Annotated in this window: 28 protein-coding genes; 11 read left to right on the forward strand and 17 right to left on the reverse strand. The window is 75.3% G+C overall.

Annotated elements, in window-relative coordinates; genetic code table 11:
* Positions 1-5: 5 nt before the first annotated feature.
* Positions 6-1,919, reverse strand: coding sequence for a 2-succinyl-5-enolpyruvyl-6-hydroxy-3-cyclohexene-1-carboxylic-acid synthase (menD, locus tag F1D97_RS16810; RefSeq protein WP_236121618.1), 1,914 nt, complete (start codon positions 1,917-1,919; stop codon positions 6-8).
* Positions 1,919-2,854: an o-succinylbenzoate synthase gene (locus F1D97_RS16815; protein ID WP_236123645.1), complete on the reverse strand. Its 936-nt coding sequence runs from the start codon at positions 2,852-2,854 to the stop codon at positions 1,919-1,921. The genes menD and F1D97_RS16815 overlap by 1 nt, the downstream gene beginning before the upstream one ends.
* 117 nt (positions 2,855-2,971) lie before the next feature.
* On the opposite strand from F1D97_RS16815, the gene F1D97_RS16820 reads away from it, so the two are divergent.
* Complete coding sequence (locus tag F1D97_RS16820; RefSeq protein WP_236121619.1) at positions 2,972-3,937, forward strand: 1,4-dihydroxy-2-naphthoyl-CoA synthase; 966 nt, start codon at positions 2,972-2,974, stop codon at positions 3,935-3,937.
* A 31-nt stretch (positions 3,938-3,968) separates the two neighbouring features.
* On the opposite strand, the gene F1D97_RS16825 is transcribed toward F1D97_RS16820, so the two are convergent.
* On the reverse strand, positions 3,969-4,124 hold the full coding sequence (locus F1D97_RS16825; RefSeq protein ID WP_236121620.1) for a hypothetical protein: 156 nt from the start codon (positions 4,122-4,124) through the stop codon (positions 3,969-3,971).
* A 143-nt stretch (positions 4,125-4,267) separates the two neighbouring features.
* Positions 4,268-5,353 (reverse strand): DUF3048 domain-containing protein, encoded by a 1,086-nt coding sequence (locus F1D97_RS16830; protein ID WP_236121621.1) that lies wholly within the window; start codon positions 5,351-5,353, stop codon positions 4,268-4,270.
* A 95-nt stretch (positions 5,354-5,448) separates the two neighbouring features.
* Between F1D97_RS16830 and menE the strand changes: the two genes are divergently transcribed.
* Positions 5,449-6,672 carry an o-succinylbenzoate--CoA ligase gene (gene menE, locus F1D97_RS16835; RefSeq protein ID WP_236121622.1) on the forward strand — a complete coding sequence of 408 codons (1,224 nt, stop codon included), beginning with the start codon at positions 5,449-5,451 and terminating at the stop codon, positions 6,670-6,672.
* On the forward strand, positions 6,669-7,538 hold the full coding sequence (locus tag F1D97_RS16840) for a 1,4-dihydroxy-2-naphthoate polyprenyltransferase (RefSeq protein WP_236121623.1): 870 nt from the start codon (positions 6,669-6,671) through the stop codon (positions 7,536-7,538). The genes menE and F1D97_RS16840 overlap by 4 nt, the downstream gene beginning before the upstream one ends.
* 33 nt (positions 7,539-7,571) lie before the next feature.
* On the opposite strand, the gene F1D97_RS16845 is transcribed toward F1D97_RS16840, so the two are convergent.
* Positions 7,572-7,862, reverse strand: coding sequence for a DUF4229 domain-containing protein (locus F1D97_RS16845; protein WP_236121624.1), 291 nt, complete (start codon positions 7,860-7,862; stop codon positions 7,572-7,574).
* A gap of 77 nt (positions 7,863-7,939) precedes the next feature.
* On the opposite strand from F1D97_RS16845, the gene F1D97_RS16850 reads away from it, so the two are divergent.
* Positions 7,940-8,281 (forward strand): PLD nuclease N-terminal domain-containing protein, encoded by a 342-nt coding sequence (locus F1D97_RS16850; RefSeq protein ID WP_236121625.1) that lies wholly within the window; start codon positions 7,940-7,942, stop codon positions 8,279-8,281.
* 28 nt (positions 8,282-8,309) lie between these two features.
* Positions 8,310-8,636 carry a hypothetical protein gene (locus F1D97_RS16855; RefSeq protein WP_236121626.1) on the forward strand — a complete coding sequence of 109 codons (327 nt, stop codon included), beginning with the start codon at positions 8,310-8,312 and terminating at the stop codon, positions 8,634-8,636.
* A 121-nt stretch (positions 8,637-8,757) separates the two neighbouring features.
* On the opposite strand, the gene ccsB is transcribed toward F1D97_RS16855, so the two are convergent.
* The 6 genes from ccsB to F1D97_RS16885 are packed head-to-tail and all read right to left on the reverse strand — an operon-like array spanning position 8,758 to position 14,484.
* On the reverse strand, positions 8,758-9,816 hold the full coding sequence (ccsB, locus tag F1D97_RS16860; protein WP_236121627.1) for a c-type cytochrome biogenesis protein CcsB: 1,059 nt from the start codon (positions 9,814-9,816) through the stop codon (positions 8,758-8,760).
* A complete protein-coding gene (gene resB / locus F1D97_RS16865; RefSeq protein ID WP_236121628.1) occupies positions 9,803-11,626 on the reverse strand; it encodes a cytochrome c biogenesis protein ResB in 1,824 nt (607 codons plus the stop codon). Before resB ends, ccsB begins: the two co-directional genes overlap by 14 nt.
* Position 11,627: 1 nt before the next feature.
* Positions 11,628-12,509 carry a cytochrome c biogenesis CcdA family protein gene (locus F1D97_RS16870; protein ID WP_317618905.1) on the reverse strand — a complete coding sequence of 294 codons (882 nt, stop codon included), beginning with the start codon at positions 12,507-12,509 and terminating at the stop codon, positions 11,628-11,630.
* Entirely contained in the window at positions 12,506-13,150 is a 645-nt protein-coding gene (locus F1D97_RS16875; RefSeq protein WP_396022540.1) for a TlpA family protein disulfide reductase, read from the reverse strand. The genes F1D97_RS16870 and F1D97_RS16875 overlap by 4 nt, the downstream gene beginning before the upstream one ends.
* 1 nt (position 13,151) lies before the next feature.
* Positions 13,152-13,910 (reverse strand): histidine phosphatase family protein, encoded by a 759-nt coding sequence (locus F1D97_RS16880; protein WP_236121629.1) that lies wholly within the window; start codon positions 13,908-13,910, stop codon positions 13,152-13,154.
* A gap of 49 nt (positions 13,911-13,959) precedes the next feature.
* Positions 13,960-14,484 carry a MarR family winged helix-turn-helix transcriptional regulator gene (locus F1D97_RS16885; protein ID WP_236121630.1) on the reverse strand — a complete coding sequence of 175 codons (525 nt, stop codon included), beginning with the start codon at positions 14,482-14,484 and terminating at the stop codon, positions 13,960-13,962.
* Between the two features lie 237 nt (positions 14,485-14,721).
* Here F1D97_RS16885 and F1D97_RS16890 point away from each other — a divergent pair, with 237 nt between their 5' ends.
* Positions 14,722-15,285 (forward strand): YceI family protein, encoded by a 564-nt coding sequence (locus F1D97_RS16890; RefSeq protein WP_236121631.1) that lies wholly within the window; start codon positions 14,722-14,724, stop codon positions 15,283-15,285.
* A gap of 139 nt (positions 15,286-15,424) precedes the next feature.
* On the opposite strand, the gene F1D97_RS16895 is transcribed toward F1D97_RS16890, so the two are convergent.
* Together F1D97_RS16895 and F1D97_RS16900 are read right to left on the reverse strand one after the other, a co-directional pair.
* Positions 15,425-16,075 (reverse strand): redox-sensing transcriptional repressor Rex, encoded by a 651-nt coding sequence (locus F1D97_RS16895; RefSeq protein WP_236121632.1) that lies wholly within the window; start codon positions 16,073-16,075, stop codon positions 15,425-15,427.
* Between the two features lie 12 nt (positions 16,076-16,087).
* The gene (locus tag F1D97_RS16900; protein WP_236121633.1) at positions 16,088-16,360 is read right to left on the reverse strand and encodes a glutaredoxin family protein; all 273 of its coding nucleotides are present in this window, start codon (positions 16,358-16,360) and stop codon (positions 16,088-16,090) included.
* A gap of 91 nt (positions 16,361-16,451) precedes the next feature.
* Here F1D97_RS16900 and F1D97_RS16905 point away from each other — a divergent pair, with 91 nt between their 5' ends.
* Positions 16,452-17,279, forward strand: a complete 828-nt coding sequence (locus tag F1D97_RS16905) for an HAD family hydrolase (protein ID WP_236121634.1) — start codon at positions 16,452-16,454, stop codon at positions 17,277-17,279.
* Positions 17,280-17,416: 137 nt separating this feature from the next.
* Positions 17,417-17,947, forward strand: coding sequence for a GNAT family N-acetyltransferase (locus tag F1D97_RS16910; RefSeq protein ID WP_236121635.1), 531 nt, complete (start codon positions 17,417-17,419; stop codon positions 17,945-17,947).
* Positions 17,948-18,040: 93 nt separating this feature from the next.
* On the opposite strand, the gene F1D97_RS16915 is transcribed toward F1D97_RS16910, so the two are convergent.
* The 3 genes from F1D97_RS16915 to F1D97_RS16925 all read right to left on the reverse strand — a co-directional run bounded on the left by F1D97_RS16915 (position 18,041) and on the right by F1D97_RS16925 (position 20,023).
* Positions 18,041-18,139: a 30S ribosomal protein bS22 gene (locus F1D97_RS16915; RefSeq protein ID WP_003792170.1), complete on the reverse strand. Its 99-nt coding sequence runs from the start codon at positions 18,137-18,139 to the stop codon at positions 18,041-18,043.
* Positions 18,140-18,362: 223 nt separating this feature from the next.
* Positions 18,363-18,587, reverse strand: coding sequence for a helix-turn-helix domain-containing protein (locus F1D97_RS16920; RefSeq protein ID WP_236121636.1), 225 nt, complete (start codon positions 18,585-18,587; stop codon positions 18,363-18,365).
* A gap of 260 nt (positions 18,588-18,847) precedes the next feature.
* Positions 18,848-20,023: an acetoin utilization protein AcuC gene (locus F1D97_RS16925; protein ID WP_236121637.1), complete on the reverse strand. Its 1,176-nt coding sequence runs from the start codon at positions 20,021-20,023 to the stop codon at positions 18,848-18,850.
* Positions 20,024-20,179: 156 nt separating this feature from the next.
* Here F1D97_RS16925 and F1D97_RS16930 point away from each other — a divergent pair, with 156 nt between their 5' ends.
* The 3 genes from F1D97_RS16930 to F1D97_RS16940 all read left to right on the forward strand — a co-directional run bounded on the left by F1D97_RS16930 (position 20,180) and on the right by F1D97_RS16940 (position 23,224).
* Positions 20,180-21,556: a TrkH family potassium uptake protein gene (locus F1D97_RS16930; protein ID WP_236121638.1), complete on the forward strand. Its 1,377-nt coding sequence runs from the start codon at positions 20,180-20,182 to the stop codon at positions 21,554-21,556.
* Between the two features lie 4 nt (positions 21,557-21,560).
* Positions 21,561-22,253, forward strand: a complete 693-nt coding sequence (locus tag F1D97_RS16935) for a potassium channel family protein (RefSeq protein ID WP_236121639.1) — start codon at positions 21,561-21,563, stop codon at positions 22,251-22,253.
* Between the two features lie 95 nt (positions 22,254-22,348).
* Complete coding sequence (locus F1D97_RS16940) at positions 22,349-23,224, forward strand: PPK2 family polyphosphate kinase (RefSeq protein ID WP_236121640.1); 876 nt, start codon at positions 22,349-22,351, stop codon at positions 23,222-23,224.
* Between the two features lie 208 nt (positions 23,225-23,432).
* On the opposite strand, the gene F1D97_RS16945 is transcribed toward F1D97_RS16940, so the two are convergent.
* Complete coding sequence (locus tag F1D97_RS16945; RefSeq protein WP_236121641.1) at positions 23,433-25,589, reverse strand: alpha-galactosidase; 2,157 nt, start codon at positions 25,587-25,589, stop codon at positions 23,433-23,435.
* Positions 25,590-25,651: the final 62 nt, after the last annotated feature.

Below are 25,651 nucleotides of genomic sequence, written 5' to 3' on the forward strand. Positions count from 1 at the left end.
AGGCGTCAGCGGGCGCCCAGGACGCGCGCGGCGGCCGCCGCGACCTCCTGGGCGAGCAGCGTCGACTGCGCGCGACGCCCGGCGCGGTCGACCCGCACCTCGACGACGCTCACGCCACGCCCGGGCGCGGCCAGCGCGGGCAGGAGCCCGTCGACCTCGACGACGCGCGTGTGCCGCACGCCGTACCCGGCGCACAGCGCGGCGAGGTCCGCGCCGTGCGGCGTGCCGAACACGCGCTCGAACACCGCGGCGCGGTGCGGCTCGCCGTGCTCGAGCGTCGCGAAGATCGAGCCGCCGTCGTCGTTCGCGACGACGAGCTGCAGGTCGACGGGCGGCTCGGCCGGCCCGCGCAGCAGCCCGCCGACGTCGTGCAGGAACGTCAGGTCGCCGAGGAGCGCGCGCACGCGGCGGCGCGGCAGCGCGAGCGCCACGCCCGTGGCGGTCGACACGGTGCCGTCGATGCCGGCGAGCCCGCGGTTGGCGAGCACGAGCGGCGGGTCGTCCCAGCGGGCGACGAGGTCGAGGTCGCGCACCGGGTTGGAGGACCCGACGACGACCACGTCCTGCGGCGTGCTCGCCGTGGCGAGCGCGCGGGCGAGCACGGGCCCGGTGATGCGCGCGCCGGTGCGGGAGCGGCGGCCGCGCACGGCCTCGGGGCCGTCGTCGAGCACGCCGTCGACCGCGGCGCATGCGGCGGCGTCGGCCGCGAGCCACGACTCGAGCCAGCCCGCGGGGCCGGGCATGCGCCCCTGCCGCATGCGCGCGGACGTCTCGAGCAGCACCTGGTCGGCGGAGCGCGCGGCGTCGTACCAGTCCGCGCCGCGCGGGGCGAGCACGACGACCTCGACGTCCTCGCGGGCGAGCAGCGCGGACACGGGCCGCGAGAGCGTGGGGTGGCCGAGCACGACGACGCGGCGCACGCGGCCGCCGAGCTCGGGGTGCGCGAGCAGCAGCCGGTAGGCGCCGATCGCGCACGGGCCGCCGCGCGCGCCCGAGGACGGCTCGGCGAGCAGCGGCCACGCGTTGGCCTCGGCGATGCGTCGCGCGGCGAGCCCGGCGCCGTCGCCCGCGACGACGACGGTCGGCACTCCCCCGAGCCGTCCGGGCGCGCGGCGCGTGGGGCGCTCGTCGTCGGCGACGCGCTGCGTGGCGGCGACGACCGCGGGGATCGCGCCGGTCGCGGTCGGGACGCTCGGGCCCGGGCGGGACTGCACGTGCGTGAGGCCCGCGGTGCCGGGTGCGGGCCACGGCTCGTCGCCGGGGACGAGCGGCTCGCGGAACGCGAGGTTGAGGTGCACGGGTCCGGGGTCGCCCGTGCGCGCGCCGGTCGCGGCCGCCACCGCGCGCGCGGCGGCGTTGCGGACGTCGCGCGCCTCGTGCGGCAGGCCGGCGGGCGCGGGCACGTCGAGCAGCAGGCGCAGCGCGCTGCCGAAGATCCCGGGCTGGTCGGTGGTCTGGTTGGCGCCCGTGCCACGCAGCTCGTGCGGGCGGTCGGCGCTGAGCACGACGAGCGGGATCCCGCTGTGGTGCGCCTCGAGCACCGCGGGGTGCAGGTTGGCCACGGCCGTGCCGGACGTCGTCACCACGGCGACGGGGCGGGCCGTGCCGGGGCCGCCGTCGGCGTGCGCGGACGCCTTCGCCAGACCGAGCGCGAGGAAGCCCGCGGCGCGCTCGTCGACGCGCACGTGCAGGCGCAGCGCGGGAGCGTGCTCGGGGCGCTCGTCGTCGCCCAGTGCCGCGTCCGCGAGCGCGTAGGCGAGCGGCGCGCTGCGCGAGCCGGGCGCGAGCACCACGTCCTCGACGCCGAGCCGCGCGAGCGCCTGCACCAGGACGCGGGCGGAGGCGACGGCCGGACCGCCCGGGCCGGGGCCGGTCGAGGGGCCTGCGGGGTCCGGGACAGCCGTCGTCACGCGGGACATCATGCCTGCTCCGCGCGGGAGGCGACGCCGCGGACCGCGGCGGTGCGCACCCGCCAGCGCGCGGCCAGCTCCTCGTCGGCGGTCGCGGCGGCGACGAGCGCGGGGTCGGGCTGCGTGCGCCGGACCGGCAGCGCGCCGTCGACGGGCAGCAGCGGCTCGGCCACCAGGTCGGCGGTCAGGAGCTGGGCCGTCGCGAGGCCGCACGCGTACGGCAGCTCGGGCAGCGCCGCCGCGAGCGCGACGCCCGCGGCGAGCCCGACGGACGACTCGAGCGCCGACGAGACGACCACGGGCAGCCCGATGCGCTCGGCGAGCTCGAGGCACGCGCGCACGCCCCCGAGCGGCTGCACCTTGAGCACCACGACGTCGGCGGCGTGCGCGCGCGCGACCGCGTACGGGTCCGCCGCCCGGCGGATCGACTCGTCGGCGGCGATCGGCACGTGCGTGCGGCGGCGCAGCGCCGCGAGGTCCTCGACGGTCGGCACGGGCTGCTCGGCGTACTCCAGCCCGCCGGCCGCGCGGTCGAGCACGACCAGCCGGCGCGCGGCCTCGTCGACGTCCCAGCCCGCGTTCGCGTCGATCCTGATGGCTCCGTCGGCGCCGATCGCGTCCCGCACGGCCTCGAGCCGCGCGATCTCGTCGGACACGTCCTGCCCGCGCTCGGCGACCTTGACCTTCGCCGTGCGACAACCGCCGGAGCCGGTGACGATGCGGTGCGCCGTCGCGGGGTCCACCGCGGGCACGGTGACGTTGACCGGGACGCGGTCCCGCACCGGCGCGGGCCAGCCGAGCTCCGCCGCCTCGTGCGCGGCACGCCACCAGGCCGCCGACTCCTCGTCGTCGTAGTCCCAGAACGGCGAGAACTCCGCCCACCCCGCGTCCCCGCGGACCAGCACGCCGTCCCGGGACGTCAGCCCCCGGAACCGGGTGCGCATCGGGACCGACCACACGACGACGTCCGGGGCGAGCACCGGACCAGCGTACGTGCGCGTGCGAGGCGGCACGGGCGGCACAGGCACCTCCGGCGCACGCGAGCCTCGTAGGGTGAGGCCGTGACTGCGCACGACGACCTGCCCGCCCGCGTCTCCGACACGTTCGACCCCGCGCGCTGGCGCACGGTCGACGGGTTCGGTGACGGCACCCTCACCGACCTCACCTACCACCGGGGCGTCGAGCGCGACGCCGACGGCGCCGTGGTGCGGGACCTGCCCGTGGTGCGGGTCGCGTTCGACCGGCCCGAGGTGCGCAACGCGTTCCGCCCGCACACCGTCGACGAGCTGTACCGCGTGCTCGACCACGCGCGCATGACGTCCGACGTGGGCACGGTCCTGCTCACGGGCAACGGCCCGAGTCCCAAGGACGGCGTGTGGTCGTTCTGCTCGGGCGGCGACCAGCGCATCCGCGGGCGCGACGGCTACCGCTACGCGGAGGGCGAGACCGCCGAGGCGATCGACCCCGCGCGTGCCGGGCGGCTGCACATCCTCGAGGTGCAGCGGCTCATGCGGACCATGCCGAAGGTCGTCGTCGCGCTCGTCAACGGCTGGGCCGCGGGCGGCGGGCACTCGCTGCACGTCGTCGCGGACCTCACGATCGCCTCGCGCGAGCACGCGCGGTTCATGCAGACCGACGCGAACGTCGGCTCGTTCGACGGCGGCTACGGCTCGGCGCTGCTCGCGCGGCAGGTCGGGCAGAAGCGGGCGCGGGAGATCTTCTTCCTCGCGCGCGAGTACTCGGCGCAGGACGCCTACGACTGGGGTGCGGTCAACGACGTGGTGCCGCACGCGCAGATCGAGGAGGCGGGCCTGGAGTACGCGCGGATCGTCGCGACCAAGTCGCCGCAGGCGATCCGCATGCTGAAGTTCGCGTTCAACCTCGCCGACGACGGCCTCGCCGGCCAGCAGGTGTTCGCGGGCGAGGCGACGCGTCTGGCATACATGACGGACGAGGCGGTCGAGGGGCGCGACGCGTTCCTGCAGCGCCGCGACCCGGACTGGTCGGGCTTCCCGTACGCGTACTGAGCGCGTCCCGGCCGGCCCGCGGCGTCCGCCGTCAGTCGACGGCGAACCAGGACACGAGGTCGACGAGCTGCGCGACGACGAACGCGGCGCCGACGACGAACGCGAGCAGGACGACGCCCGCGGTGACGACGGCACCCACGGCCGCGATGTCGTGCTCGACGGCGTCGGTGAGAGGTTCTGTGGTCATGCCACCAGGCTCGTCGCCACAGGTCAGGCGGCGCGTCGGCCGCCGGGCTCGTCCTGCTGCGCGAGCGGACCGCCCGGGGGCGGGTGCACGACGGCCGGACCTCCACCCGCAGGTGGACGGCCCGGCCGACGCAGGGTGGAGGCTCAGCTCGTCGTGAGCGACCCCGAGCCCAGCGGGACGAGCTCGACCCAGGTGTTCCCCGGGGCGAGCAGGGCGTCCGAGCCGTCGGGGAGGAACAGGCGCAGGGGCGCGTCCTGCGCGTCCTTCTTCCACGTCACGGCGATCGTCTTGCCGCCCGTGGCGATGGTGCCCTCGCCCTGGCCGACCAGGTCGTACGTCGGCACGCGCGCACCGCCCTGGGCGGGGAAGCTCGTGTTCGGGTGGTTCGCGACGACGGAGACGACGTTCACCGCGGACAGGCGCGTGCCGCTGCGCGCGGTCGCGGGCGACGAGCCCTCCGAGCGCAGCCACGTGCCCGTCGCGTCGTCCCACGCCCACGACGGGTTGGACGCGCTCGACAAGCGGAACGAGAGCTTCGTCGCGGGGGTGCCGCCGGCGACGGCCGCGGACTCCTCGGCCGTCCGAGCGAACAGGAACTGCTCACCCGGCGAGGCCTGGTGCGCGTCGTTCGCCTGCGCCCACAGCGTCTTCATGTCGCCGTACACGTTGTGCGGCGCGGCCCGGTCGCTCGACCGGTACATGCCCTTGACGCCCTCGTCGTTCGACAGGATCTGCAGGCCGGACTGCTTCGCCATCGCGACGATGCCGCCCTGCCCGCCGGAGAACGCGAGCAGACCCTTCGTCGGCGCGAGGACCAGCGGGTCCATCGGTCGCACGGAGCGGATCGGGCCGACCGTCTCGGGGACCTGCGAGTGGTACACCGCGATGAACCGCGAGACCTGGAACTCGACGATCGTCTCCCACACGACGTCCGCCTGCTCCAGGCCCGACTGCGGGCGCGCCGCCGAGGTGTTCTCGACCTTGACCGCGAGCGACGGACGCTCGACCAGGTCGTCACCGGCCGGCTCGCCCGTGAGCGGCCACGTCGCGGGCAGCGACGGCGTCGGCACGGGCTGCTTGTCCGGGGTGATCACGGGGGCCGCCGTCACCGGCTCGGGCGTCTCGGGAGTGCCCGAGCTGCACGCCGCGGTGAGCGTGAGCGCGAACGCGCCGATCAGGCCGAGGGCGCGCAGGCGGGTGCGCGCGCGACGGTGGGACGTGGGCGTCATGTGGTCTCTCCCCTGGGGTCGTAGCGGGTCCAGGGTGCCACGGACCACGCGCGGGACGTGCATCCGCGCGCCGCGTGGCGACCTACTCTGGGACCGTGAGCCGGCCGCTGCGTGACGTACCGCCGCGCGCCGAGGACCTGCTCGACGCGCTGGGTCCCGCGCTCGACGGCACGGGTCCGGCCGTGCGGGTGACGCCGTCGCCCGCCGCCGTCGTCGGGCCGTCCTCGGCGGAGGTCGAGGTCGAGCTCGAGGTCGAGGTCGACGACGACGTGGCGCTCGCCGTGGCGACGTCCGGCTCGACCGGTGAGCCGCGCACCGCCCTGCTGACCGCCGCCGCCCTACGCGCGTCGGGGCTGGCGACCACGAATCGCCTCGCGGGGCCCGGGCGGTGGCTGCTGGTGCTGCCCGTCGAGCACGTCGCGGGGCTGCAGGTCCTGGTGCGCTCGGTGCTCGCCGGGACGCGGCCGGTCGTCGCGCTCGGCACGCCGTTCACGGGCCCCGGCTTCGCCGACGCGGTCGCCCGGCTGCGCGTCGGCACCCCCGCCGGCGCGCCGCTGTACACCTCGCTGGTCCCCACGCAGCTCGTCCGGGTCCTCGACGACGAGGCCGCGACCGACGCCGCGCGCGCGTTCGACGCGATCCTCCTGGGCGGGGCCGCCGCGCCCGCTCCCCTCCTGGAGCGCGCCAGCGCCGCGGGACTACGCGTCGTGACCACGTACGGCATGACCGAGACGTGCGGCGGGTGCGTCTACGACGGCGTGCCGCTCGACGGCGTCGACGTCCGGCTGGACGGGTCCGGCCGGATCCTGCTCGGCGGGGACGTCCTCACCGTCGGCTACCTCGGCCGCCCGGACCTCGACCCGTTCGTCACGGTCGACGGCCGCCGCTGGCTGCGCACCCACGACCTCGGTCGGCTCGACGACGGCGTGCTCACCGTCCTCGGGCGGGCCGACGACGTCGTCGTGACCGGTGGCGTGAACGTGGCCCCCGCCGCCGTGGAGGCCGCGCTCGCCCGCGTCCCGGGCGTCGCCGAGGCGCTCGTCGTCGGTGTCCCCGACGAGACGTGGGGGCAGGCCGTCGCCGCGCTCGTCGTCGCCGCGGACCCCGCCGGCCCACCCGCGCTCGCGGACGTGCGCGCCCACGTCGCCGACGCGCTCGACGCCGCGCACGCCCCGCGCCACCTCGTCGTCGTCGACGCCCTGCCGCTGCGCGGCCCCGGCAAGCCCGACCGCCGCGCCGCCGCCGCGCTCGTCGTCGAGAACCTGTCCTCCCCCGCGCCGGACGCGGGACCGACCACCACCCCTGGGAGCCCCGCGTGACCACACCGCAGGAATGGGTCGCCGGCGCGCGCCCCCGCACGCTGCCCGCCGCCGCAGCCCCCGTGCTCGTCGGCACCGGCGCGGCCGCACAGCTCGACGCGTCGCACCTCGGGCGCGCCGCGCTCGCGCTCGGCGTCGCGCTCGCGCTGCAGGTCGGCGTGAACTACGCCAACGACTACTCCGACGGCATCCGCGGCACCGACCTCGAGCGCGTCGGCCCCATGCGGCTCACCGCATCCGGCGCCGCGCGGCCGTCGGCGGTGCGCAACGCGGCGTTCACGGCGTTCGGCGTCGCCGCCGCGCTGGGACTGTGGCTCGCGATCGCCGCGGGCGCGTGGTGGCTCATCGGCGTCGGCGTCCTGTGCATCCTCGCCGCGTGGGGCTACACCGGCGGCCGCAACCCGTACGGGTACCGCGGGCTCGGCGAGGTCGGCGTGTTCGTGTTCTTCGGGCTCGTCGCCGTGCTCGGCACCACCTACACGCAGGCCGGGCGGCTGTCCTGGGTCGCGTGGGTCGGCGCCGTCGCGATCGGGCTGCTCGCGTGCGCGCTGCTCATGGTCAACAACATCCGCGACATCCCGACCGACGCGGTCTCCGGCAAGCGCACGCTCGCGGTGCGGCTCGGCGACCGCCGCGCGCGCTGGGCGTACGCCGCGCTCGTCGTCGTGCCCGTGCTGCTCGGCATCGTGTGCGCGTTCGCCTCGCCGTGGGCGCTGGTCGTCTCGATCCTGCTGTTCCCCGCCGGCCTGCTCGCGGTCACCGTGCTCCTCGGCGCGCGCGGCCGCGCGCTCGTCCCCGTGCTCGCCGGCACGGGACTGCTCGAGCTCGCGTTCGGCATCCTGCTCGGCGTGGGCCTCGCGGTCTGACGGGTTGCCCGCCGGGTCCGGCGTCCCGCGGGCTCAGGCCTCGTCGGCGGGGCGGTTCGCGCGGGCGGCGTCGTCGGCCGCGTCCTCCAGCCGCGCGTCCTCGTCGGCGGCCGTCGAGCGCCGCTGCCCGCGCTGCTCGGCGCGCTGCTCGACCCACGCCGCCGCCGCGCGTCGCTGCCTGCCGAGCAGCACGTACCCCAGTGCCCACGCGACCAGCAGACCCGCGAGCGGCGCGAGCCAGGAGCGCATGCCGACGGCCCAGAACACCGCGGTCATGATCGCGAACAGGGCCAGGCGCAGGAGCGTGTAGACGAGGACGGGCACGGTCCCAGCGTAGGCGTCGCGCGGTCGTCGTCCCCGCGCCCGCCCCTGTGGCGCGCGCCACCGACTAGCCTGGGGACGTGCGCTATCTCGGGACGTTGCTGCTCATCGGGTTCGTCGTCTACTGCGTGATCGACATCGTCCGCAGCGACGACGACGAGCGCCTCGGCGTCCACCCCGCGCTGTGGGTGCTGCTCGTCGTGCTGTTCCCCATCATCGGCGGCGTCGTCTGGCTCGCCGTCAGCCGCACCCGCCGCGGCCAGCGCACCACCTACCGCGCGCAGGCCGCCGCCGGCCCCGCGGCCCCCGTCGCCCCGGACGACGACCCCGAGTTCCTCTGGCGTCTCGAGCAGGAGCGCCGTCGCCGCGAGGCCCGCAACCCCGACGACGAGCCCCACGACCAGCCCGGCCCCACCGCTTGACCCCGGGCGGCGTGCCCTGCGCAGCCCGATGAGGGTGCTCGACCACGAGCAGTGGTCCTGGTTCCTGCTCGAGTCCGACGGCTCGCTGCTGCTCGACGTCCACGTCAGCCACGGCCCGGCCAGCGCCACGCTGCTGGTCGCCCTCACCGACGACGAACGCGCGGCCTACGACCGCGACGGCCGCACAGCGGTGATCCGTCTCGCAGCCGACATCCAGGACTCCGCCCCGCTGGCGGCGGCGTCGACCTCCCCCTACCGCTCCCGCGACCTCACCAGGACGCTCGGCGCCGAGGTGACGGCAGCCGTCGCGGCCTGGCGCGCCGGCGGCGCACCACCGCCCTCCGCACCGGCGTGAGGTCGCGCATCCCGCGTGAAGTCGCGCGTCTCTCGGTAGATCGCGCAGACGACTGCGCGATCTACCGAGGAAGTCGCGACCTCGCGGCGGATACGCGACCGGGCGGGCCGGTCGGGCGGGGTCAGAAGGCGTAGGAGTGGAGGCCCTTGATCGCCAGGTTGACGACCGTGAAGTTGGCGATCACGCACGCGTAGCCCGCGAAGACGAAGTACGCGGCCTTGCGTCCGCTCCAGCCGCGCGTGGTGCGGGCGTGCAGGTACGCGGCGTACACGACCCACGCGACGAACGTGCCGACCTCCTTGGGGTCCCAGTTCCAGTACCGACCCCAGGCGTCCTCGGCCCACACGGCACCGCCGATGAGCGTGAGGGTCCACAGCACGAACGCGATGGCGTTGAGACGGAAGGACAGGGCCTCGAGGCGGCGGGAGTCGGGGACCTGCTCGAGCCAGCGGAAGCGCGGGCCGGTCACCGCGAGGCCGGAGAACGCCTGGCGGACGCCGTCCGCGCGCTTCCAGGAGTGGCCGAGGTGCGTGCGGTCGGTCTCGCGGCCGTAGCGCATGACCTGCAGGACGGCGGCGGCGAACGCCACGGTGAAGATGCCGGTCGCGATGATCGCGACGCCGACGTGCAGGACCAGCCAGTAGTTCTGCAGCGCGGGGCGCACCTCGTCGGCGCGCACGTAGAAGCTCTCGATCGCGACGACGAGCGCCGTGGTGGCGATGCCCATGACGACGACGCCGAGGAACGCGATGACGCGGCGGCGCTGCACGACGGCCAGCACGGTGGTCGCGACGAGCACGCCGACGAGCGTGAACTCGTACATGTTGGCCGTGGGCCAGCGGCCGGCGGCGATGCCGCGCAGCACGATCGCGGCGAACAGCAGCGCGATGCCGAGGTACGTGGTGGAGCGCGCGATGCCCTCGGCGCGCGGGGAGCGGCCCGGGGCGGCGTCGGACGCGGTGCCGGCGATCGCGGAGTCGGTGCCGCCGCGGCGGGGCGCCAGGGTCGTCGTCGTGCCGCCCGCGCCCACGGCCGCGGGGACCGGTGCCTCCTCGTCGGCCGGGCGGCGCTGCGCGTTGTCCGCGAGGCGCGCCAGGTCGACGGTGTAGGCGACGAGCGCGACGAGGAACGCGGTCGCCGCCGCCCACACCAGAAGCGTGCTCAGGTCACCGGCCTGCATGGTCACTCCCGTCCGTCGACGCGTCGGTCGCGTCGGTCACGTCAGTCGTCGCCGAGGTCGTCGGCCGTGCGGGTCCCGACGAGCCCGTCGAGGCCCCGGCCCACGTCGTCCCGTCGAGGTCCGCCAGCGCGTCCGCGAGCACGCGTTCGAGCTCGGGCTGGAGGCCGACGTCGTCGCCGCGCGCGAGGCCCGCGGCGCTCACCACTGTACGGCCCGGCCCCTCGCCCGGCCCCTGGCCCGGCACTGCGCCCGGCACTGCGCCCGGCACCGCGCGCACCCACAGCCGCCGACGCGGCGCGAACAGGGAGGCGGCGAGACCCGCGAACGCGGCGAGCGCGAACACGAGCACCCAGGTCAGGGCGGGGTCGTGGCGCAGGTCGAGCGCGACGTAGCGGGTGAGCGAGTCGAACGACACGCTCCCCAGCCCGTCGGGCAGCTCGACGGTCTCGCCCGGCCGCAGGTACAGCGTCACCGGCTTGTCCTCGGCGTCGACGGCCTGCTCCATGCGCGACTCGTCGAGCTCGTAGACGTTCTGCGGCACGCCCGTGTCGAGCCCGAGGTTGCCGGACCACACGGACAGGACGAGCAGCGGCGCGTCCGGAGCCGGGTGGGCGGACTGGAACAACCCCTCGGTGACCTCGACGGCGGTGGGCAGGAGGTAGCCGACGAGGCCGATCTGCTGCTGGTCGCCCGAGACGTCGGGCACCTTGACCACGCCGCGCGAGGTGTAGACCTCGTCCTGCGGGAGGAACGGCACCGGGCCGGAGAACGCGACCTCGCCCGCGGCGTCGTGCACCGTGAGCTGCGGCGCGTAGCCGTTGCCCTGCAGGTAGATCTTGGCGCCGGAGCGCTCGAGCGGGTGGTTGACCTTGATGGTCTGCGCGGACTCGGTGCCGTCCGGGTCGGTCACGGTGACGAACGCGGCGAAGTCCCGGGGCTCGAGGGTCTGCTCGTCGAACCGCGCGGTGAAGTCGTCGAGGCGCAGCGTGAACGGCTCGAGGCTGTCCTCGCCGAACGCGGTGCCCTTCTCGAACGTGTCGTACTCCTTGACGGAGTTCGCCATGCCGCGGCCCTGCACGACGATCGCCTGGCCGCGGTAGTGCAGCATCTGGCCCGCGGCGATCGACACGAGCAGCCCGACGAGCGCGAGGTGGAACACGAGGTTGCCGGTCTCGCGCAGGTAGCCGCGCTCCCCCGCGGCGGACCAGGTGCCGCCGCCCTCGTCGTGCACGTCCACGCGGTAGGACCGCGCGAACGGCGCCCACCACGGGCCGCGGCGCATCGCGCTCGCCGCGCGCCGCGCGACGTCCTCGGGCGTCGCGTCGACCTCGCCGCCCGCCTGCGCGGGGAACCGCGTGAGGCGGCGCGGGGTGCGCGGCGGGCGGCCGCGCAGAGCGCCGAGGTGCGCGCGCGTGCGCGGCAGGATGCACCCGACGAGCGAGATGAACAGCATGAGGTAGATCGCGGAGAACCAGACGGAGGAGTACACGTCGAAGAACCCGAGCCGGTCGAGCCACGGCCCGCTGCCCGGGTGGTCCGCGATGTACTGCGCGACCTCGGAGACGTCCTGCGCGCGCTGCGGGAACAGCGTGCCGGGCACGGCCGCCACGGCCAGCAGCATGAGCAGCAGCAGCGCGACGCGCATGCTCGTGAGCTGGCGCCACGCCCAGCGCGCCCAGCCGGTGAGCCCGAGGCGCGGGAGCTGCGGGGGTGCGTCGGGCGCGTCCGACGAGCCGTCGGCGGCCGACGAGCCCGCGACGCGCGTCGCGTCGAACGTGTCCTCGAGGCCCTCGGGGCGGTAGGTCGCCACGTCACACCACCGGCACGAAGTCGTCGGCGAACACGCCCTGCAGCCACTGCGCCCACGTGTCCCACACGCCCGTGACGAGCGCGAGGCCGAGCACGACGAGCAGGCCGCCGCCGACCCGCATGATCGCGAGCCGGTGCCGGCGCAGGAAGGACAGCGCCCGCGCGGAGCGCTCGACGCCGAGCGCGACCAGCAGGAACGGCAGCCCGAGCCCCACGCAGAACGCGACCGCGAGCAGCGCGCCGCGCCCCGCGGACGCCTGGTCGAGCGACAGGCTGTAGATCGCGGCGAGCGTCGGGCCGATGCACGGCGTCCAGCCGAGCCCGAACGTGACACCCAGCAGCGGCGCACCCCACAGCCCGGCACGCGGCGCGAGGTGCAGGCGCTTCTCGTACTGCAGGAACGGCACGAGCCCGAGGAACGCCAGGCCCATGAGGACCACGACGACGCCCAGCACGCGCGACAGCACGTCGGACCACTGGACGAGCGCCGCGCCGAGCGTCCCGGCCAGCACGCCGAACACGACGAACACGAGCGAGAACCCGGCGACGAACAGGCCGACCCCGGCGAGCACGCGGGCGCGCGCCGGGTCACGCCGCGCGGGCGCGTCCTCGTCGGCCCCGACGACCGGCTGCCCGGGCGCGACCCCGCGCACGACACCCCCGGCGACGGCGGTGCCCGGCCGCGTGCTCGTCGCACCCGTCATGCCGCCCAGGTAGGCGAGGTAGCCGGGCACGAGCGGCAGCACGCACGGCGACGCGAACGCGACGACCCCGGCGACGACGGCCACGGGCACGGCCAGCAGCAGCGACCCGCTCGCGGCGGTCTGCCCGAACGAGCTGCCCGCGGCGAGCACCTCGGGTTGCGCGAGGACGGCGAGGGTCACGACGGCACCGGCTCGGCGAGCAGGTCGTCGACGACGGTGCGCAGCGTCGAGGCGTCGAGCAGCCCGACGACGCGCGCGGCGACCTTGCCCTCGCGGTCGAGCACGACGGTCGTCGGGACGGCGTTCAGCGGGACGACGCCCTGCAGCGCGAGCACGGCCTGCCCGCTGGTGTCCTCGAGGCTCGGGTACGGCACCTCGAACGTGCGCTGGAACGCCTGCGCGGCGCCGGCCTCGTCGGTCGAGTTCAGCCCGAGGACGCGCACGCCGGCGTCGGCGTAGTCGGTCGCGAACGCGACGAGGTCGGGGGCCTCGGCGCGGCACGGCGGGCACGCGGCGTACCAGGTGTTGAGCACGACGACGTCACCCCGCCACGAGGCGACGTCCTGCTCGGTGCCCTCGTAGTCCGTGCCGGCGAGCTCCACGGGGCCCTTGCGGTCGCCCGCGGCCCACGTCTTCGTCGAGCCGTCGCCCGAGACGTAGCCGTCGTCGGTGGTGTCGCCGGTCTGCTGCTGCGCGGGCCCGCACGCGGCGAGCACGCCGACGAGCAGCGCGAACGCGGCGCCGGCCGCGGCGCGACGGCCGCGCAGCCGACCGCGCGCCGGATCGCGTCGGGCCGCCCGGGCCCCGGCGAGGGACGTCACGTCACGCACCTGCCACGGTCGCGGCGCCGGGCAGCAGCGCGGCGGCGGGCTCGGTGTACGTGATGGAGACGAGCGAGTCGTCCTCGTAGTTGAGGCTCGTGAGCGACGCGAGCGAGCACTGCCGGCGGCGCGGGTCGTGCCACAGGCGGCGCTTCTCGAGCGCGAGGCGCGTGACCCACACGGGCAGCTGGTGCGAGACGAGCACGACCTCGTGACCGCGCGCGACGTCCCGCGCGGCGTCGACGGCCGCGAGCATGCGGTCGACCTGCTCGCGGTACGGCTCGCCCCACGACGGGCGGAACGGGTTGCGCAGGTACGGCCAGTGCTCGGGGTGACGCAGCGACCCGTCGCCGACACCGAACGTCCTGCCCTGGAAGTGGTTGTCCGCCTCGATGAGGCGCGCGTCGGTGCCGACCTCCAGCCCGAACGCGGCGGCGATGGGCGCGGCGGTCTCCTGCGCGCGCTCCAGCGGCGAGGCGATCACGGCGACGACGTCGCGGCGCGGACCGGCGAGCGGCACGGCGCCCGCGGCCTGCGCGAGCGTGCTGCTCGCGACGACGGCGTCGGCCGCGGCGTCTTCGTGCCCGAGCTCGCTCAGCCACTGGCCCTCGTACTCACGCCCGGACAGGTGCGCGGCGACGATCCGTGCCATCGCGCGGCCCCGCTCGGACAGGCGGTACCCCGGCAGGCGCCCGTAGAGCACGCCGTCGGGGTTGTGCACCTCGCCGTGGCGCATCAGGTGGACGGTGGTCGCGACCATGGGAGTCAGTGTCCCTCACGCAGCCGTGTGCTCGGGCCCGGGTCCGGGCTCAGGCGGGGTGAGACGCGCCACCGGACAGGTGCTCGCCGATGATGCCCATGGCCTGGCCGAGCGTGCGGAACTGCTCGGGCGTGAGCACGTCGACGAGGTGCGCGCGCACCGACCGCACGTGGCTCGGCGCGGCGCCGACGAGGCGCTGCCAGCCCTGCTCCGTCATGGTGCAGTTGACGCCGCGCGCGTCGTGGACGCACGGGCGCCGCTCGACGAGCCCCTGCTCCTCCATGCGGCGGATGGTGTGCGTGAGGCGGCTGCGCGAGTGCGCGAGGCCGGTCGCGATCTCGGACATGCGCATGGTCCGCTCGGGCGCCTCGGAGAGGCGCACGAGCACCTCGTACTCGTGGATCGACAGGCCGGTCTCCGCCTCGAGCTCGTGCGCGAGCACGTCGTTGAGCATGGCGACGCCGTTGCGGTACGAGCGCCAGCTCAGCTGTTCGTCGGCGGTCAGCCAGCGCACCTCGTCCTCGACCGGTGCCGGGGTCGAGGGTGCGGACGGCGTCGGTGCGGTCGTGGCCACGTGTCTCACCTCTCGTGCGGCGCCGGTCTCGGCGGTGCGTGCTCGTCGTGCGGGTCTCCGGGTGCCGGACGAGTGTCCCAGTCACCGCGCGGCACGACGAGTCCCTGGTCGGGTCTTGCGCTCGTGCCCTCACTGTAGTACAACTTTGAACTAGCAGCAGTTGAGAGTTCAACAATCAACTCGACCGACTGCCCCGGACCATCCCGCGCACCACCCGACCTCTCAGGGAGAACCACCATGAGCGCCACGACCACCACCACCCTCCCCGCCGGCCTCACCACGGGCACCTGGGCCATCGACCCCTCGCACACCGAGGCGGCGTTCAGCGTCCGGCACGCGGGCATCTCCAAGGTCCGCGGCACCGTCGCGGTCACCGGCGGCGCCATCACGGTCGGCGAGGACCTCGCCTCGACCTCCGTCACCGCCACGCTCGACCCCGCCACGGTCTCCACTGGCGACGCGAACCGCGACGGCCACCTCAAGAGCGGCGACTTCTTCGACGTGGAGAAGTTCGGCGAGTGGTCCTTCACCTCGACCGCGATCCGCCCCGAGGGCGACGCGTTCGTCATCGCCGGCGACCTCACGATCCACGGCGAGACCCAGCCGGTCGAGCTCGCGACCGAGTTCAACGGCGTGGCGGTCGACCCGTTCGGCAACACGCGCGCCGGGTTCGAGGCGTCGGTGACGATCTCCCGCAAGGACTTCGGCCTGACCTGGAACGCCGCGCTCGAGGCCGGCGGCGTCCTCGTCTCCGACAAGGTCACCATCACGCTCGACGTCTCGGCCATCAAGCAGGCCTGAGCCAGGGCGCCCCTGCGGCGCCCGTCCCCGCGGCAGCGCACCCCCTGGCGCCGCCGCGAGACCCGCGGGCGGGTCCGGCACCACGCCGGGCCCGCCCGCGGCGTCCCAGCAGCCCGTCCCAGCAGCCCGTCCCCGCGCGTCAGCGGCCGCGGCGACGCGCGTCGTGGAACGCGAGGATCTGCAGCTCGCTCGCGACGTCCACCTGGCGCACCGTCACGCGCTCGGGCACGTGCAGCGCACGCGGCGCGAACGTCAGCAGCGCCGTCACGCCCGCGCCGACGAGCGCGTCGCACACCGGCTGCGCGTGCGCCGCGGGCACCGCGATGACCCCGACGGACGCCTTCGTCCGTCGCACCACGTCACCGATCGCGTCCGCGGGCTCGACGACGAGCCCCGCGACCGTCGTCCCGACCACGTCGGGGTCCGCGTCGACGAGTGCCGCGACCTCGAACCCGCGATCGGCGAAGCCGCCGTAGCTCGCGAGCGCGTGGCCCAGGTACCCGATCCCGACGATCACCACCCGCCGCCGCGACTGCACGCCCAGCACCTCGCCGAGCTGCCGCTCGAGGTGCGCGACGTCGTACCCCACGCCCCGCCGCCCGTACGAGCCGAGGAACGACAGGTCCTTGCGCAGCTGCGCCGGCGAGACGCCCGCCGCCCCGGCGAGCTCCTCGGACGTCACGACGCGCGAGCCGCGCACCGACTCCAGCGCGTGCAGGTACCCGGGCAGCCGGGCGACCGTGGCGTCCGGCAGCTCCGCTCGGTCCGGTGAGTCGGGTGTGCTGCGCACGGTTCCCCCGGCTCAGCGCGCGGCCAGCGCGCGCCGCAGCCGCGCCGACTCGATGCGCCAGTACCCCTGCCGCACACCGTCGACCTCGACCACCGGCACGAGGTCTCCGTACTGCGACAGGTCCCGACCGGGCTCGTCGTCCCGGTCGACGTCGACCTCACGCCACGTCGTGCCCGCGAGCGCGGCCTCCGCCGCGACGATCGCGCGCGCGTCGGCGCACAGGTGGCACCCCGCGCGGGAGTACAGGACCACGCGGGCGGTGGTCGTCGGCTCGTCGTCGTGCACGTGCCCGACCCTAGTCCGCGAAGGACCCGCGCGTCGGCGGTCCGGGCGGTACGTGCGGCGCGTCCACGGCGGGGCTGACTACAGTGACCGGATGCCGGAGCAGAACGACGACCGTGCCACGGTCGACGGCGCCCCGGGCGGCCGCGCGGCCGCGTTCTTCGACGTCGACAACACCGTGGTGCGGGGCGCGAGCGCGTTCCACCTCGCGGTCGGCCTGTACCGCCGCGGGTTCTTCCGGCCGTGGGACCTGCTGCGGTTCGCGGGCCACCAGCTGCGCTACCGGCTCGTCGGCGAGAACCGCCGGCAGATCGACCGGCTGCGCGGCGAGGCGCTCGCGATCATGCGCGGCCACTCGGTCGCCGAGGTCACCGCGATCGCCGAGGACGTGTACGACCAGGTGCTGCACCTGCGCCTCTACCCCGGCACGCGAGCGCTGATCGACGCGCACGTCGCGGCCGGCGACGAGGTCTGGTTCGTCACCGCGTCCCCCATGGAGATCGCCGGCCTGCTCGCGCGGCGCCTGGGCACGACGGGGGCGCTCGGGACCGTCGCCGAGGAGCACGACGGCTTCTACACGGGCCGGCTCGTCGGCGACATGCTGCACGGCGAGGCGAAGGCACGCGCGGTGCGGGCTCTCGCGGAGCGCTCCGGGATCGACCTGTCGCGCTCGGCCGCGTACGGCGACTCGACCAACGACCTGCCGCTGCTCGGCACGGTCGGCCACCCGTGCGCGATCAACCCGGACCGCCGCCTGCGCCGGCACGCGGCCCGCCAGGGCTGGCCCGTGCGCGACTTCCGGCCCGCGCGGCGCTCGCTCACGCGCGGGGCGCGCGCGGCGACCGTCGCGGGCGCGGTGTGGGCGACCGCGGTCTCGGCCCGGGCGGCGCGGCGCGGGCTCACGCGACACGCCGGGGGCTGACGGCCCGCGCGCGGACGAGAGCCGCCGACGGACATCAGATGAACACGCGGCAGACCCGGGCCGACGGTCGTCGGTCTGGGTGCCAGCCCCTCTCCCGGCCTCCTGCGAGCACTCCGCGGAGCCCTAGGGTTTGCCCCGTGACAACCGTTCGCCGCGCTCGGCCCGACGACGTCCCCGCCCTCGCCGAGCTGGCCGCGCTGACGTTCCCGCTGGCCTGCCCGCCGGGCTCGACGCCCGACGACCAGCGCGCATTCGTCGAGACGGTGCTGTCACCGACCGCGTTCGAGGGCTACCTCGCGGACGGCACGCGCACGCTGCTCGTCGCGCAGGACGGGACCGGCGTGCTCGAGGGCTACACGATGCTCGTCGCCGGCATGCCGGCCGACTCCGACGTGCGCGCCGCGCTGTCCCTGTGGCCGACCGCCGAGCTGTCCAAGTGCTACGTGCACCCGGAGCACCACGGCCGCGGCGTGGCCGACGCGCTCATCACGGCCACGCTCGACGACGCGCGCGGCCGCCACGCGGTCGGCTGCTGGCTGGGCGTCAACCAGCTCAACGAGCGTGCGCAGCGGTTCTACCGGCGCCACGGGTTCCTGCGGGTCGGCACGAAGCACTTCCGCGTGGGCTCCCGCATCGAGGACGACTACGTCCTCGAGCGCGCGCTCTGACGCGCGCCCCGCGCCCGTCGGGCCCGGGAAGACGGCGAGGGCCCGGCCGTCCGGCCGAGCCCTCGTCTCACACGCTGCCTGAGCAGCGCGTGGTCACTTCTTGTTGCGACGCTGGTGACGCGTCTTGCGCAGCAGCTTGCGGTGCTTCTTCTTGGCCATCCGCTTGCGGCGCTTCTTGATGACGGAGCCCATGGGTCCACTCTCGCTTCCGGTGGGGCCCGCGGCAGCGGACCTGTGCTGGTCGATCGACGCGCGGTCGCCCGGTCAGGGCCCACGGCCGCGCTCGCGCACGGCCGTCCGCACAAGGAAAGTCCGAGGGCCTACCTTACGCGATGAGGACCGGTGCCCGCGACGTGCCGGTCAGCGGTCCCCGACGCACCCGCCGGGACCACTCGGGCAGGACTGGGCGCAACGGTCAGGACGAGCGGCGCTCGGTGTCCTGCTCGGGCGCGATGCTCGACATCGACGAGCGCAAGTAGGCGTCGAGCGCGTCCTGCGGGACGCGGAACGACCGCCCCACGCGCACGCCCGGCAGCTCGCCGGAGTGGAGCAGGCGGTAGACCGTCATCTTGGAGACGCGCATGACGTCCGCGACCTCCACGACGGTCAGGTAGCGCACGCGGCCCGGCTGGTCGCTCATCGGTGCGGATCGTCCTCCTGGGGCGCCTCGCGACACCCGTCCCCCGGTCGCTCTCGCGCCCGGCCCTGTGACCCGTCGTCGACGGGCTGCGCCAACCTTAGTGGCGCCTGGGACAGGAGTGAAAGGGGTGACGCGTGTGACGACCGCTCTGTCCGGTCCCTCCTGGCACGACCGGGTGAGGGCGGTCCCTCCGAGCACCCGCCGGGCGTGTGACCAGCGGGAGCACCGGCGACCAGGACGCCCCTCGGCGAGTGCCAGGGTCAGTCGTGGTGGACGTCCAGGCCCAGGGGCGGGAACGCCTCCGCACGCGTCGCGCGGATCGCGCGGTCCACCTCGTCGGCGGGGTCGAACCCCGACTCCCAGGTGCGGAACGCGGGCACCGCGCCGTCGGACATCGACACCGGCCCCTCGCGCCCGAAGTCCTGCGCGACGCGCTCCCGCCACGCCTGCGGGACCACCTGGTCCGGGTCGAGCGCGTGGTGCGCCGCGACCGCGATCAGGTGCGCCCACGCGCGCGGCACGACGTCCACGACCGCGTACCCACCGCCGCCGAGCGCGAGCCACCGGCCGCGCGCGACCTCGTGCGCCAGGTCGTGCAGCCGCTGCGCCACGAGCCGCTGCGCGTCGACCGTCACGCGCAGGTTGCTCAGCGGGTCCATGCGGTGCGTGTCGCACCCGTGCTGCGTGACGAGCACGTCGGGCCGGAACGCGTGCACCACCGCGGGCACCACCGCGTCGAACGCGCGCAGCCAGCCGGCGTCGGACGTCCCCGCCGGCAGCGGCAGGTTCACCGCCGAGCCCTCGGCGTGCCGACCGCCCGTCTCGTGCGCGTGCCCCGAGCCGGGGAACAGGGTTCGCCCCGACTCGTGCACCGAGACCGTCAGGACCCGCGGGTCGTCCCAGAACACCGCCTGCACGCCGTCGCCGTGGTGCGCGTCCACGTCGACGTAGGCGACCCGCGCCGCACCCGCGTCGAGCAGCGCACGGATCGCGACCGCCACGTCGTTGTAGACGCAGAACCCCGACGCCGCACCCGGCATCGCGTGGTGCAGACCGCCCGCGATGTTCACCGCGTGGTCCGTCTCGCCGCGCCACACCGCGAGCGCGCCGTCGACCGTGCCCTGCACCGCACGCGCCGACGCGTCGTGCATGCCCGGGAAGATCGGGTCGTCGCGCGTGCCCAGGCCGCGGCGCTCGTCGCGCACGCCCTCGTCCGCCGCGCGCCGCACCGCGGCGACGTACTCGGCCTCGTGCACCGTCATGAGCAGCTCGTCGGGCGCGACCTGCGCGGCCACCACGTCGACGTGCTCCAGCACGCCGAGCTCGGCGGCGAGGTCGATCGTGAGGGCGAGCCGCGCGGGCGACATGGGATGTCCCGTGCCGAAGTCGTAGCGGAGCATCTCGGGCGCCCACTCCACGCGAGGCCGCGGCGTCATGCTCACACCCAAACACCGAACCGGCCCGCTGTCGAACGCCGTGCCGAGCACCGGCCGACGAGCGCGGGGCGCGTCGCGGGCGGCGCGCGGCCCGCGTGCCCGCGACGTGCCAGAGTGTGCGATGCACGCTGGTCGGAGCGAGGTTCGGGAGGTGGGATGGCGCGCAGCGGCCCCGGCGTCGCGTGGCGCGCGCGCGAGCTCGTCGACCGGTCCGCGCGCCAGTCGCCCGCGCGCCTCGCGCTCGGCGTGTTCGCCGCGGTCATCGCGCTCGTCACGGTGCTGCTGTCCGCGCCGTGGGCGACCGCCTCCGGGCACCGCGCGCCGTTCGTCGACGCGCTGTTCACGGCCGCGTCCGCGAGCACCGTGACCGGGCTCGTCGTCGTCCCGACCGGTGAGTACTGGTCGACGTGGGGGCTCGTCGTCATCCTCGTCGCGATCAAGGTCGGTGGCCTGGGCGTCATGACGCTCGCGTCGCTGCTGGGCATGGCGGTCTCGCGCCGCATCGGCCTCACGCAGCGTCTGCTCGTCTCGTCGGAGACGAAGTTCACGCGGCTCGGCGAGGTCGGCTCGCTCGTGCGGACCGTCATCGTGACCTCGACGATCCTCGAGCTCGCGATCGCGATCGTGCTCCTGCCGCGGTTCCACATGTACGACGAGTCGTGGGGCACCGCGTCGTGGCACGCGGTGTTCTACGGCGTCTCCGCGTTCAACAACGCGGGGTTCGTGCCGACGCCCGAGGGGCTCGCGCCGTTCGTCTCCGACTGGTGGGTACTGCTGCCGATCATCGTCGGGGTGTTCATCGGGTCGCTCGGGTTCCCCGTGATCCTCAACGTCGCGCAGCACCTGCGCGAGCCGCGCCGCTGGAGCCTGCACGCGAAGCTGACGATCACCACGAGCCTCGCGCTCGTCGTCGCGGGCTCGGTGCTCGTCGCCGGGTTCGAGTGGACCAACCCCGGCACGTTCGAGCCGATCGACGCGTCCGGGACCGCGCTCGCGTCGTTGTTCGCGGGCGTCATGCCGCGGTCGGCGGGGTTCTCGACCGTCGACGTGGGGCAGATGCACGAGTCGACGTGGCTGCTCATGGACGCCCTCATGTTCGTCGGCGGCGGCTCCGCGTCCACCGCGGGCGGCATCAAGGTCACGACGCTCGCCGTCATGCTCCTCGCGATCGTCGCCGAGGCGCGCGGCGACCGGGACGTCGAGGCGTACGGCCGGCGCATCCCGCGCGACGCGCTGCAGGTCGCGATCGCGGTCGCGCTCATCTCCGCGACGTTCGTGCTCATCTCGTCGCTGCTGCTGCTCGCGATGACGGACCTGCGTCTCGACGTCGTGCTGTTCGAGGTCATCTCCGCGTTCGCGACGTGCGGGCTGTCCACCGGCATCACGCCGGACCTGCCCGACGGCGCGAAGTACGTGCTCACCGTCCTGATGTTCATCGGCCGGACCGGCACGATGACGCTTGCGGCCGCGCTCGCGCTGCGCAACCGTCGTCGGGTGATCCGGCTGCCGGAAGAGAGGCCGATCATTGGCTGAGACCATGCGCGACGCGCGCGGCACGCAGGGCGCCCCGCGCACGCCCAAGAAGGACTCCGGCGTGCTCGTCATCGGGCTCGGCCGGTTCGGGTCCGCGATCGCCGCGACGCTCGACCGGCTCGGGCAGGACGTGCTCGCGGTCGAGCGCTCCCCCGACCTCGTCGCGCAGTGGGCCGGGCGCATCGCGCTCGTCGAGGCCGACGCCACCAACCCCGAGGCGCTCGAGCAGCTCGGTGCGCGCGACTTCCCGGTGGCGGTCGTCGGGGTCGGCTCGTACCTCGAGGCGTCCGTGCTCATCACGGGCAACCTCGTCGACATCGGCATCCCGCAGATCTGGGCCAAGGCGATCTCGAACGAGCACGCGCGCATCCTGCAGCGCATCGGCGCGCACCACGTGGTGCTGCCCGAGGCCGACGCGGGCTCGCGCGTCGCACACCTCGTGTCCGGCAAGCTGCTCGACTACATCGAGGTCGAGGACGGCTTCACGGTCGTCAAGATGCGCCCGCCGAAGGAGACGCAGGGCTTCACGCTCGCGCAGTCCAAGATCCGCGAGCGGTACGGCGTGACCGTGGTGGGCGTGAAGTCGCCGGGCATGGAGTTCGTGTACGCGACGCCCGAGACGCGCATCTCGCAGAACGACATCATCATCGTCTCGGGCCACGCCGACCTGCTCGAGCGGTTCGCGGCCCGACCCTGAGGAGCCCTCGCGCCGTGGGTCGTGCGCCGATAGCATCCGGCTGACCGCGCAGCACGACCCGCGCGTCCATCGCTCGACGACGAGAGGCGGTGCCCGTGGCCAAGCGGCCGTCGGACGACGAGGTACGTCAGCGCCTCGACCGTGTGGCCGACGCGCTGCGCGCCGTGCCGGGCCGGTCGATCACCCAGCTCGACGCGGCCTCGACGCCCGAGTACAGCCAGGGCAAGAAGGAGGGTCAGGCGACCCTCGAGGCCATCGGCGGCCGGATGTCCGAGCTGCAGGAACGCCTGTTCGCGCACGGCCGCACGGGCGGGACGCGCTCGGTGCTCGTCGTGCTGCAGGGCCTCGACACCGCGGGAAAGGGCGGCATCGCGCGGCACGTGCTCGGGCTCGTCGACCCGCAGGGCGTCGCCCTCAAGGGGTTCGGCCGCCCGACACCCGAGGAGCTCGAGCACCACTTCCTGTGGCGCGTCCGCAACGCCCTGCCGCCCGCCGGGCGCATCGGGCTGTTCGACCGCTCGCACTACGAGGACGTCCTGGTCCCGCACGCGTCCGGCACGGCGGACGCGGCCGAGCTCGACCGGCGGTTCGCCGACATCGAGGCGTTCGAGCGAGAGCTCGTCGCGAACGGCACGACGGTCGTCAAGGCCGTCCTGTGGGTCTCGCGCGACGAGCAGTACAACCGCCTGCACGAGCGGCTCGAGCGCCCCGACAAGTACTGGAAGTACGCGCCGCACGACGTGGACGTGCGGTTGCAGCGCCCCGCGTACGAGGCCGCGTACGACGACGTGCTCGCCCGCTCGTCGTACGACGTCGCGCCCTGGCACGTGGTGCCCGCGGACCACAAGTGGTACGCCCGGCTCGCGGTGAGCGCGCTGCTGCTGCGTGCGCTGCTCGACCTCGACCTGGGCTGGCCCGAGGCGTCGTTCGACGTCGCCGCCGAGCTCGCGCGTCTGGAAGCGACCCGCTGACGCGCGCCTGATGTCAGCTGGCCGGCCCAACGGCGTGCCGACCAGCTGACTGCCCTCCCCCTCCCGCGCCCTCCCCCTCCCGCACCCTCCCCCTCCCGCGCGCTCCCCCCACGCCGAGTGCGCACGCTGGTGCGCGACCGCGTGCGTTCTGCGTACGCACTCGCGAGGGAACGTGCGCAGTCGGCGCAGGGGTGGGTGGGTGGGTGGGTCAGGGGGTGGGGAGGCGGGCGGTGGTCAGGAGGGCCGCGTGGTCGACCTCGAGGGCCGGGGCCTGGATGCCGACCGTCGTCAGGACGCGGCCCGGCACGCGGACCGGCGCGGACCACCACGCAGGGCGGTCCCAGGCGCCGGGCGTGTACGGGCCGTGCGGCGCGACCTCGTAGAGCGCGTCCGGGTCGAGGCCGGGCAGCCGCACGTGGCCGGGTGGCCACGTCGCGGGGCGTTCGCGCTGGACGAGCGCGTACAGCGCCCGCCCGCGATCGGGCGCGACCACGCCGTGCAGCCACAGGCCGGCGGCGGGCACGTCGTCGCGCACCACGACGCCCGTGTGCAGCAGGCCGCGCTCCGACTTGTACAGCGCGATCCACGCGGCGAGCTCGGCGCGCTCGTCGTCGGACGCCGCGGCGAGGTCCCACTCGACGCCGAACGACCCGAGCAGCGCGGTCGACGCGCGGAACGACAGGTCGAGCACGCGTCCGGTGGTGTGGGCCCTGGCCGCGCCGACGTGCGAGCCGACCAGCTCGGGCGGCAGGAGCTGCGCGGTCCAGCGCTGGATCTCGTGCCGCTCGTGGGCGTCGATGCAGTCCGATCCCCACACGCGGTCCGTGCGCTCGAGGATCGCGAGGTCCACCCGGGCGCCGCCGGACGAGCAGGACTCGATCTCGAGGCCCGGGCAGTCGGCGCGGATCGCGTCGAGAAGCGCGTACACCGCGACGGTCTGTGCGTGAACGCCCGCCGCACCGCCCGCCCCGCCCGCCTCCACGAGGTCGCGGTTGTGGTCCCACTTCACGTAGTCGACGCCCAGCTCGCGCACCAGGCTCACGACGCGTTCGCGCAGGTAGGCCGCGACCTCGGGCCGGGCCACGTCGAGCACCTGCTGGTGGCGCGCGAGCGGCGGCGTGCGCCCCGGCACCTGCAGGACCCAGTCCGGGTGGGCGCGCGCGAGGTCCGAGTCGGGGTTGACCATCTCCGGCTCGAACCACAGCCCGAGCTGCATCCCGAGGGCGTGCACGTGGTCGGCGAGCGGACGCAGGCCGTCGGGCCACACCGCCTCGTCGACGAACCAGTCGCCGAGGCCCGCGGTGTCGTCGCGCCGGCCGCGGAACCACCCGTCGTCGACGACGAACCGCTCCACGCCCACCGCGGCCGCGAGGTCCGCGAGCTCGGTCAGCCGCGCCGGCGAGTGGTCGAAGTACACGGCCTCCCAGACGTTGAGCGTCACGGGTCGCGGCGTGCGCGGGTGGTGCGGGCGGGCACGCAGCAGCGCGTGGAACCGGCCCGCGAGCGCGTCGAGCCCGTCGCCGTACGTGCCGTACAGCCACGGCGACGCGTACGACTCCCCCGGCGCGAGCCGGACCTCGCCGGGGAGCAGGAGCTCGCCGCCGCCCAGCAGGCGCGTGCCGTCGGGCACGAGCTCGGCCTGCGTGCGGTGGTTGCCGGACCACGCGACGTGCACGCCCCACGCCTCGCCGCGCCGGAACCCGGTGCCCGGCTCGGCGGCGACCAGGACGAGCGTCGCGTCGGCTCCCGTGCGGCCGCGCCGCCCCTCGCGCACGTGCGTCCCGACGGTGAACGCGTGCCGCTGCGGCGTGCGTTCCTTGGCCCAGCGGCCCGCGAGGTCGACGATCTCGCTCGCGTGCGCGGGGACCGGGAGCGCGGGCTGCAGCGCGTCGAGCGTGTAGGGGCCGTCTCCCGCGTTGGTGAGCGTGGCGCGCGTGCGGACCACGCCCTGCGGCGTGAGCTCGACGACGAGCTCGAGGTCCAGCCCCGCGGTCTCGTCGGACGCGAGCACCCGCACGGTCCCGCCATGTGCGCCCGGCGGGCCGTCCGACGGGTCGTCCGACGAGGGGCCCACCGACGACGAGCGCACGACGAACGACGGCGACCACGCGAGCCCGTCGCGGTGCCCCGCGATCCCGGGCGTCCCGAGCCACGCCTCCGCCTGCCCGGGCAGGACCGACACGGGCACCGGCGCGTCGACCTGCGCCCCCGCGCGCGGCGGCCGCCAGGCGCGCTCGAGGTCGGCGAGCTCGTCGTCACCGAGCCCTTCGCCCAGGTCCCGGCCCCAGTGCAGGACGTGCGGCAGGCGGTCGTCGGACGAGGCCAGCAGCAGGCTCACGCCCGAGGCGCGCAGGTGCACGAACATCCGACCATCCAACAAGGGGTACCCCTCGCGGCGGAAGCGCCACGCCGGGACGTGGACGGGCC

Origin of the sequence: Cellulomonas palmilytica (genome assembly GCF_021590045.1) — a bacterium.
GTDB lineage: Bacteria > Actinomycetota > Actinomycetes > Actinomycetales > Cellulomonadaceae > Cellulomonas > Cellulomonas palmilytica.

Excerpts from the sequence above, each read along its gene's own strand:
- F1D97_RS16815 (WP_236123645.1), bottom strand. The coding sequence starts at position 2,854 with ATGCGCACCCGGTTCCGGGGGCTGACGTCCCGGGACGGCGTGCTGGTC.
- menD (WP_236121618.1), bottom strand. The coding sequence starts at position 1,919 with ATGTCCCGCGTGACGACGGCTGTCCCGGACCCCGCAGGCCCCTCGACC.
- F1D97_RS16825 (WP_236121620.1), bottom strand. The coding sequence starts at position 4,124 with ATGACCACAGAACCTCTCACCGACGCCGTCGAGCACGACATCGCGGCC.
- F1D97_RS16925 (WP_236121637.1), bottom strand. The coding sequence starts at position 20,023 with ATGACGCCGCGGCCTCGCGTGGAGTGGGCGCCCGAGATGCTCCGCTAC.
- F1D97_RS16930 (WP_236121638.1), top strand. The coding sequence starts at position 20,180 with ATGGCGCGCAGCGGCCCCGGCGTCGCGTGGCGCGCGCGCGAGCTCGTC.
- F1D97_RS16855 (WP_236121626.1), top strand. The coding sequence starts at position 8,310 with ATGAGGGTGCTCGACCACGAGCAGTGGTCCTGGTTCCTGCTCGAGTCC.
- F1D97_RS16945 (WP_236121641.1), bottom strand. The coding sequence starts at position 25,589 with ATGTTCGTGCACCTGCGCGCCTCGGGCGTGAGCCTGCTGCTGGCCTCG.
- F1D97_RS16890 (WP_236121631.1), top strand. The coding sequence starts at position 14,722 with ATGAGCGCCACGACCACCACCACCCTCCCCGCCGGCCTCACCACGGGC.
- F1D97_RS16920 (WP_236121636.1), bottom strand. The coding sequence starts at position 18,587 with ATGAGCGACCAGCCGGGCCGCGTGCGCTACCTGACCGTCGTGGAGGTC.
- F1D97_RS16905 (WP_236121634.1), top strand. The coding sequence starts at position 16,452 with ATGCCGGAGCAGAACGACGACCGTGCCACGGTCGACGGCGCCCCGGGC.
- F1D97_RS16915 (WP_003792170.1), bottom strand. The coding sequence starts at position 18,139 with ATGGGCTCCGTCATCAAGAAGCGCCGCAAGCGGATGGCCAAGAAGAAG.
- F1D97_RS16830 (WP_236121621.1), bottom strand. The coding sequence starts at position 5,353 with ATGACGCCCACGTCCCACCGTCGCGCGCGCACCCGCCTGCGCGCCCTC.
- F1D97_RS16935 (WP_236121639.1), top strand. The coding sequence starts at position 21,561 with ATGCGCGACGCGCGCGGCACGCAGGGCGCCCCGCGCACGCCCAAGAAG.
- F1D97_RS16880 (WP_236121629.1), bottom strand. The coding sequence starts at position 13,910 with ATGGTCGCGACCACCGTCCACCTGATGCGCCACGGCGAGGTGCACAAC.
- ccsB (WP_236121627.1), bottom strand. The coding sequence starts at position 9,816 with ATGCAGGCCGGTGACCTGAGCACGCTTCTGGTGTGGGCGGCGGCGACC.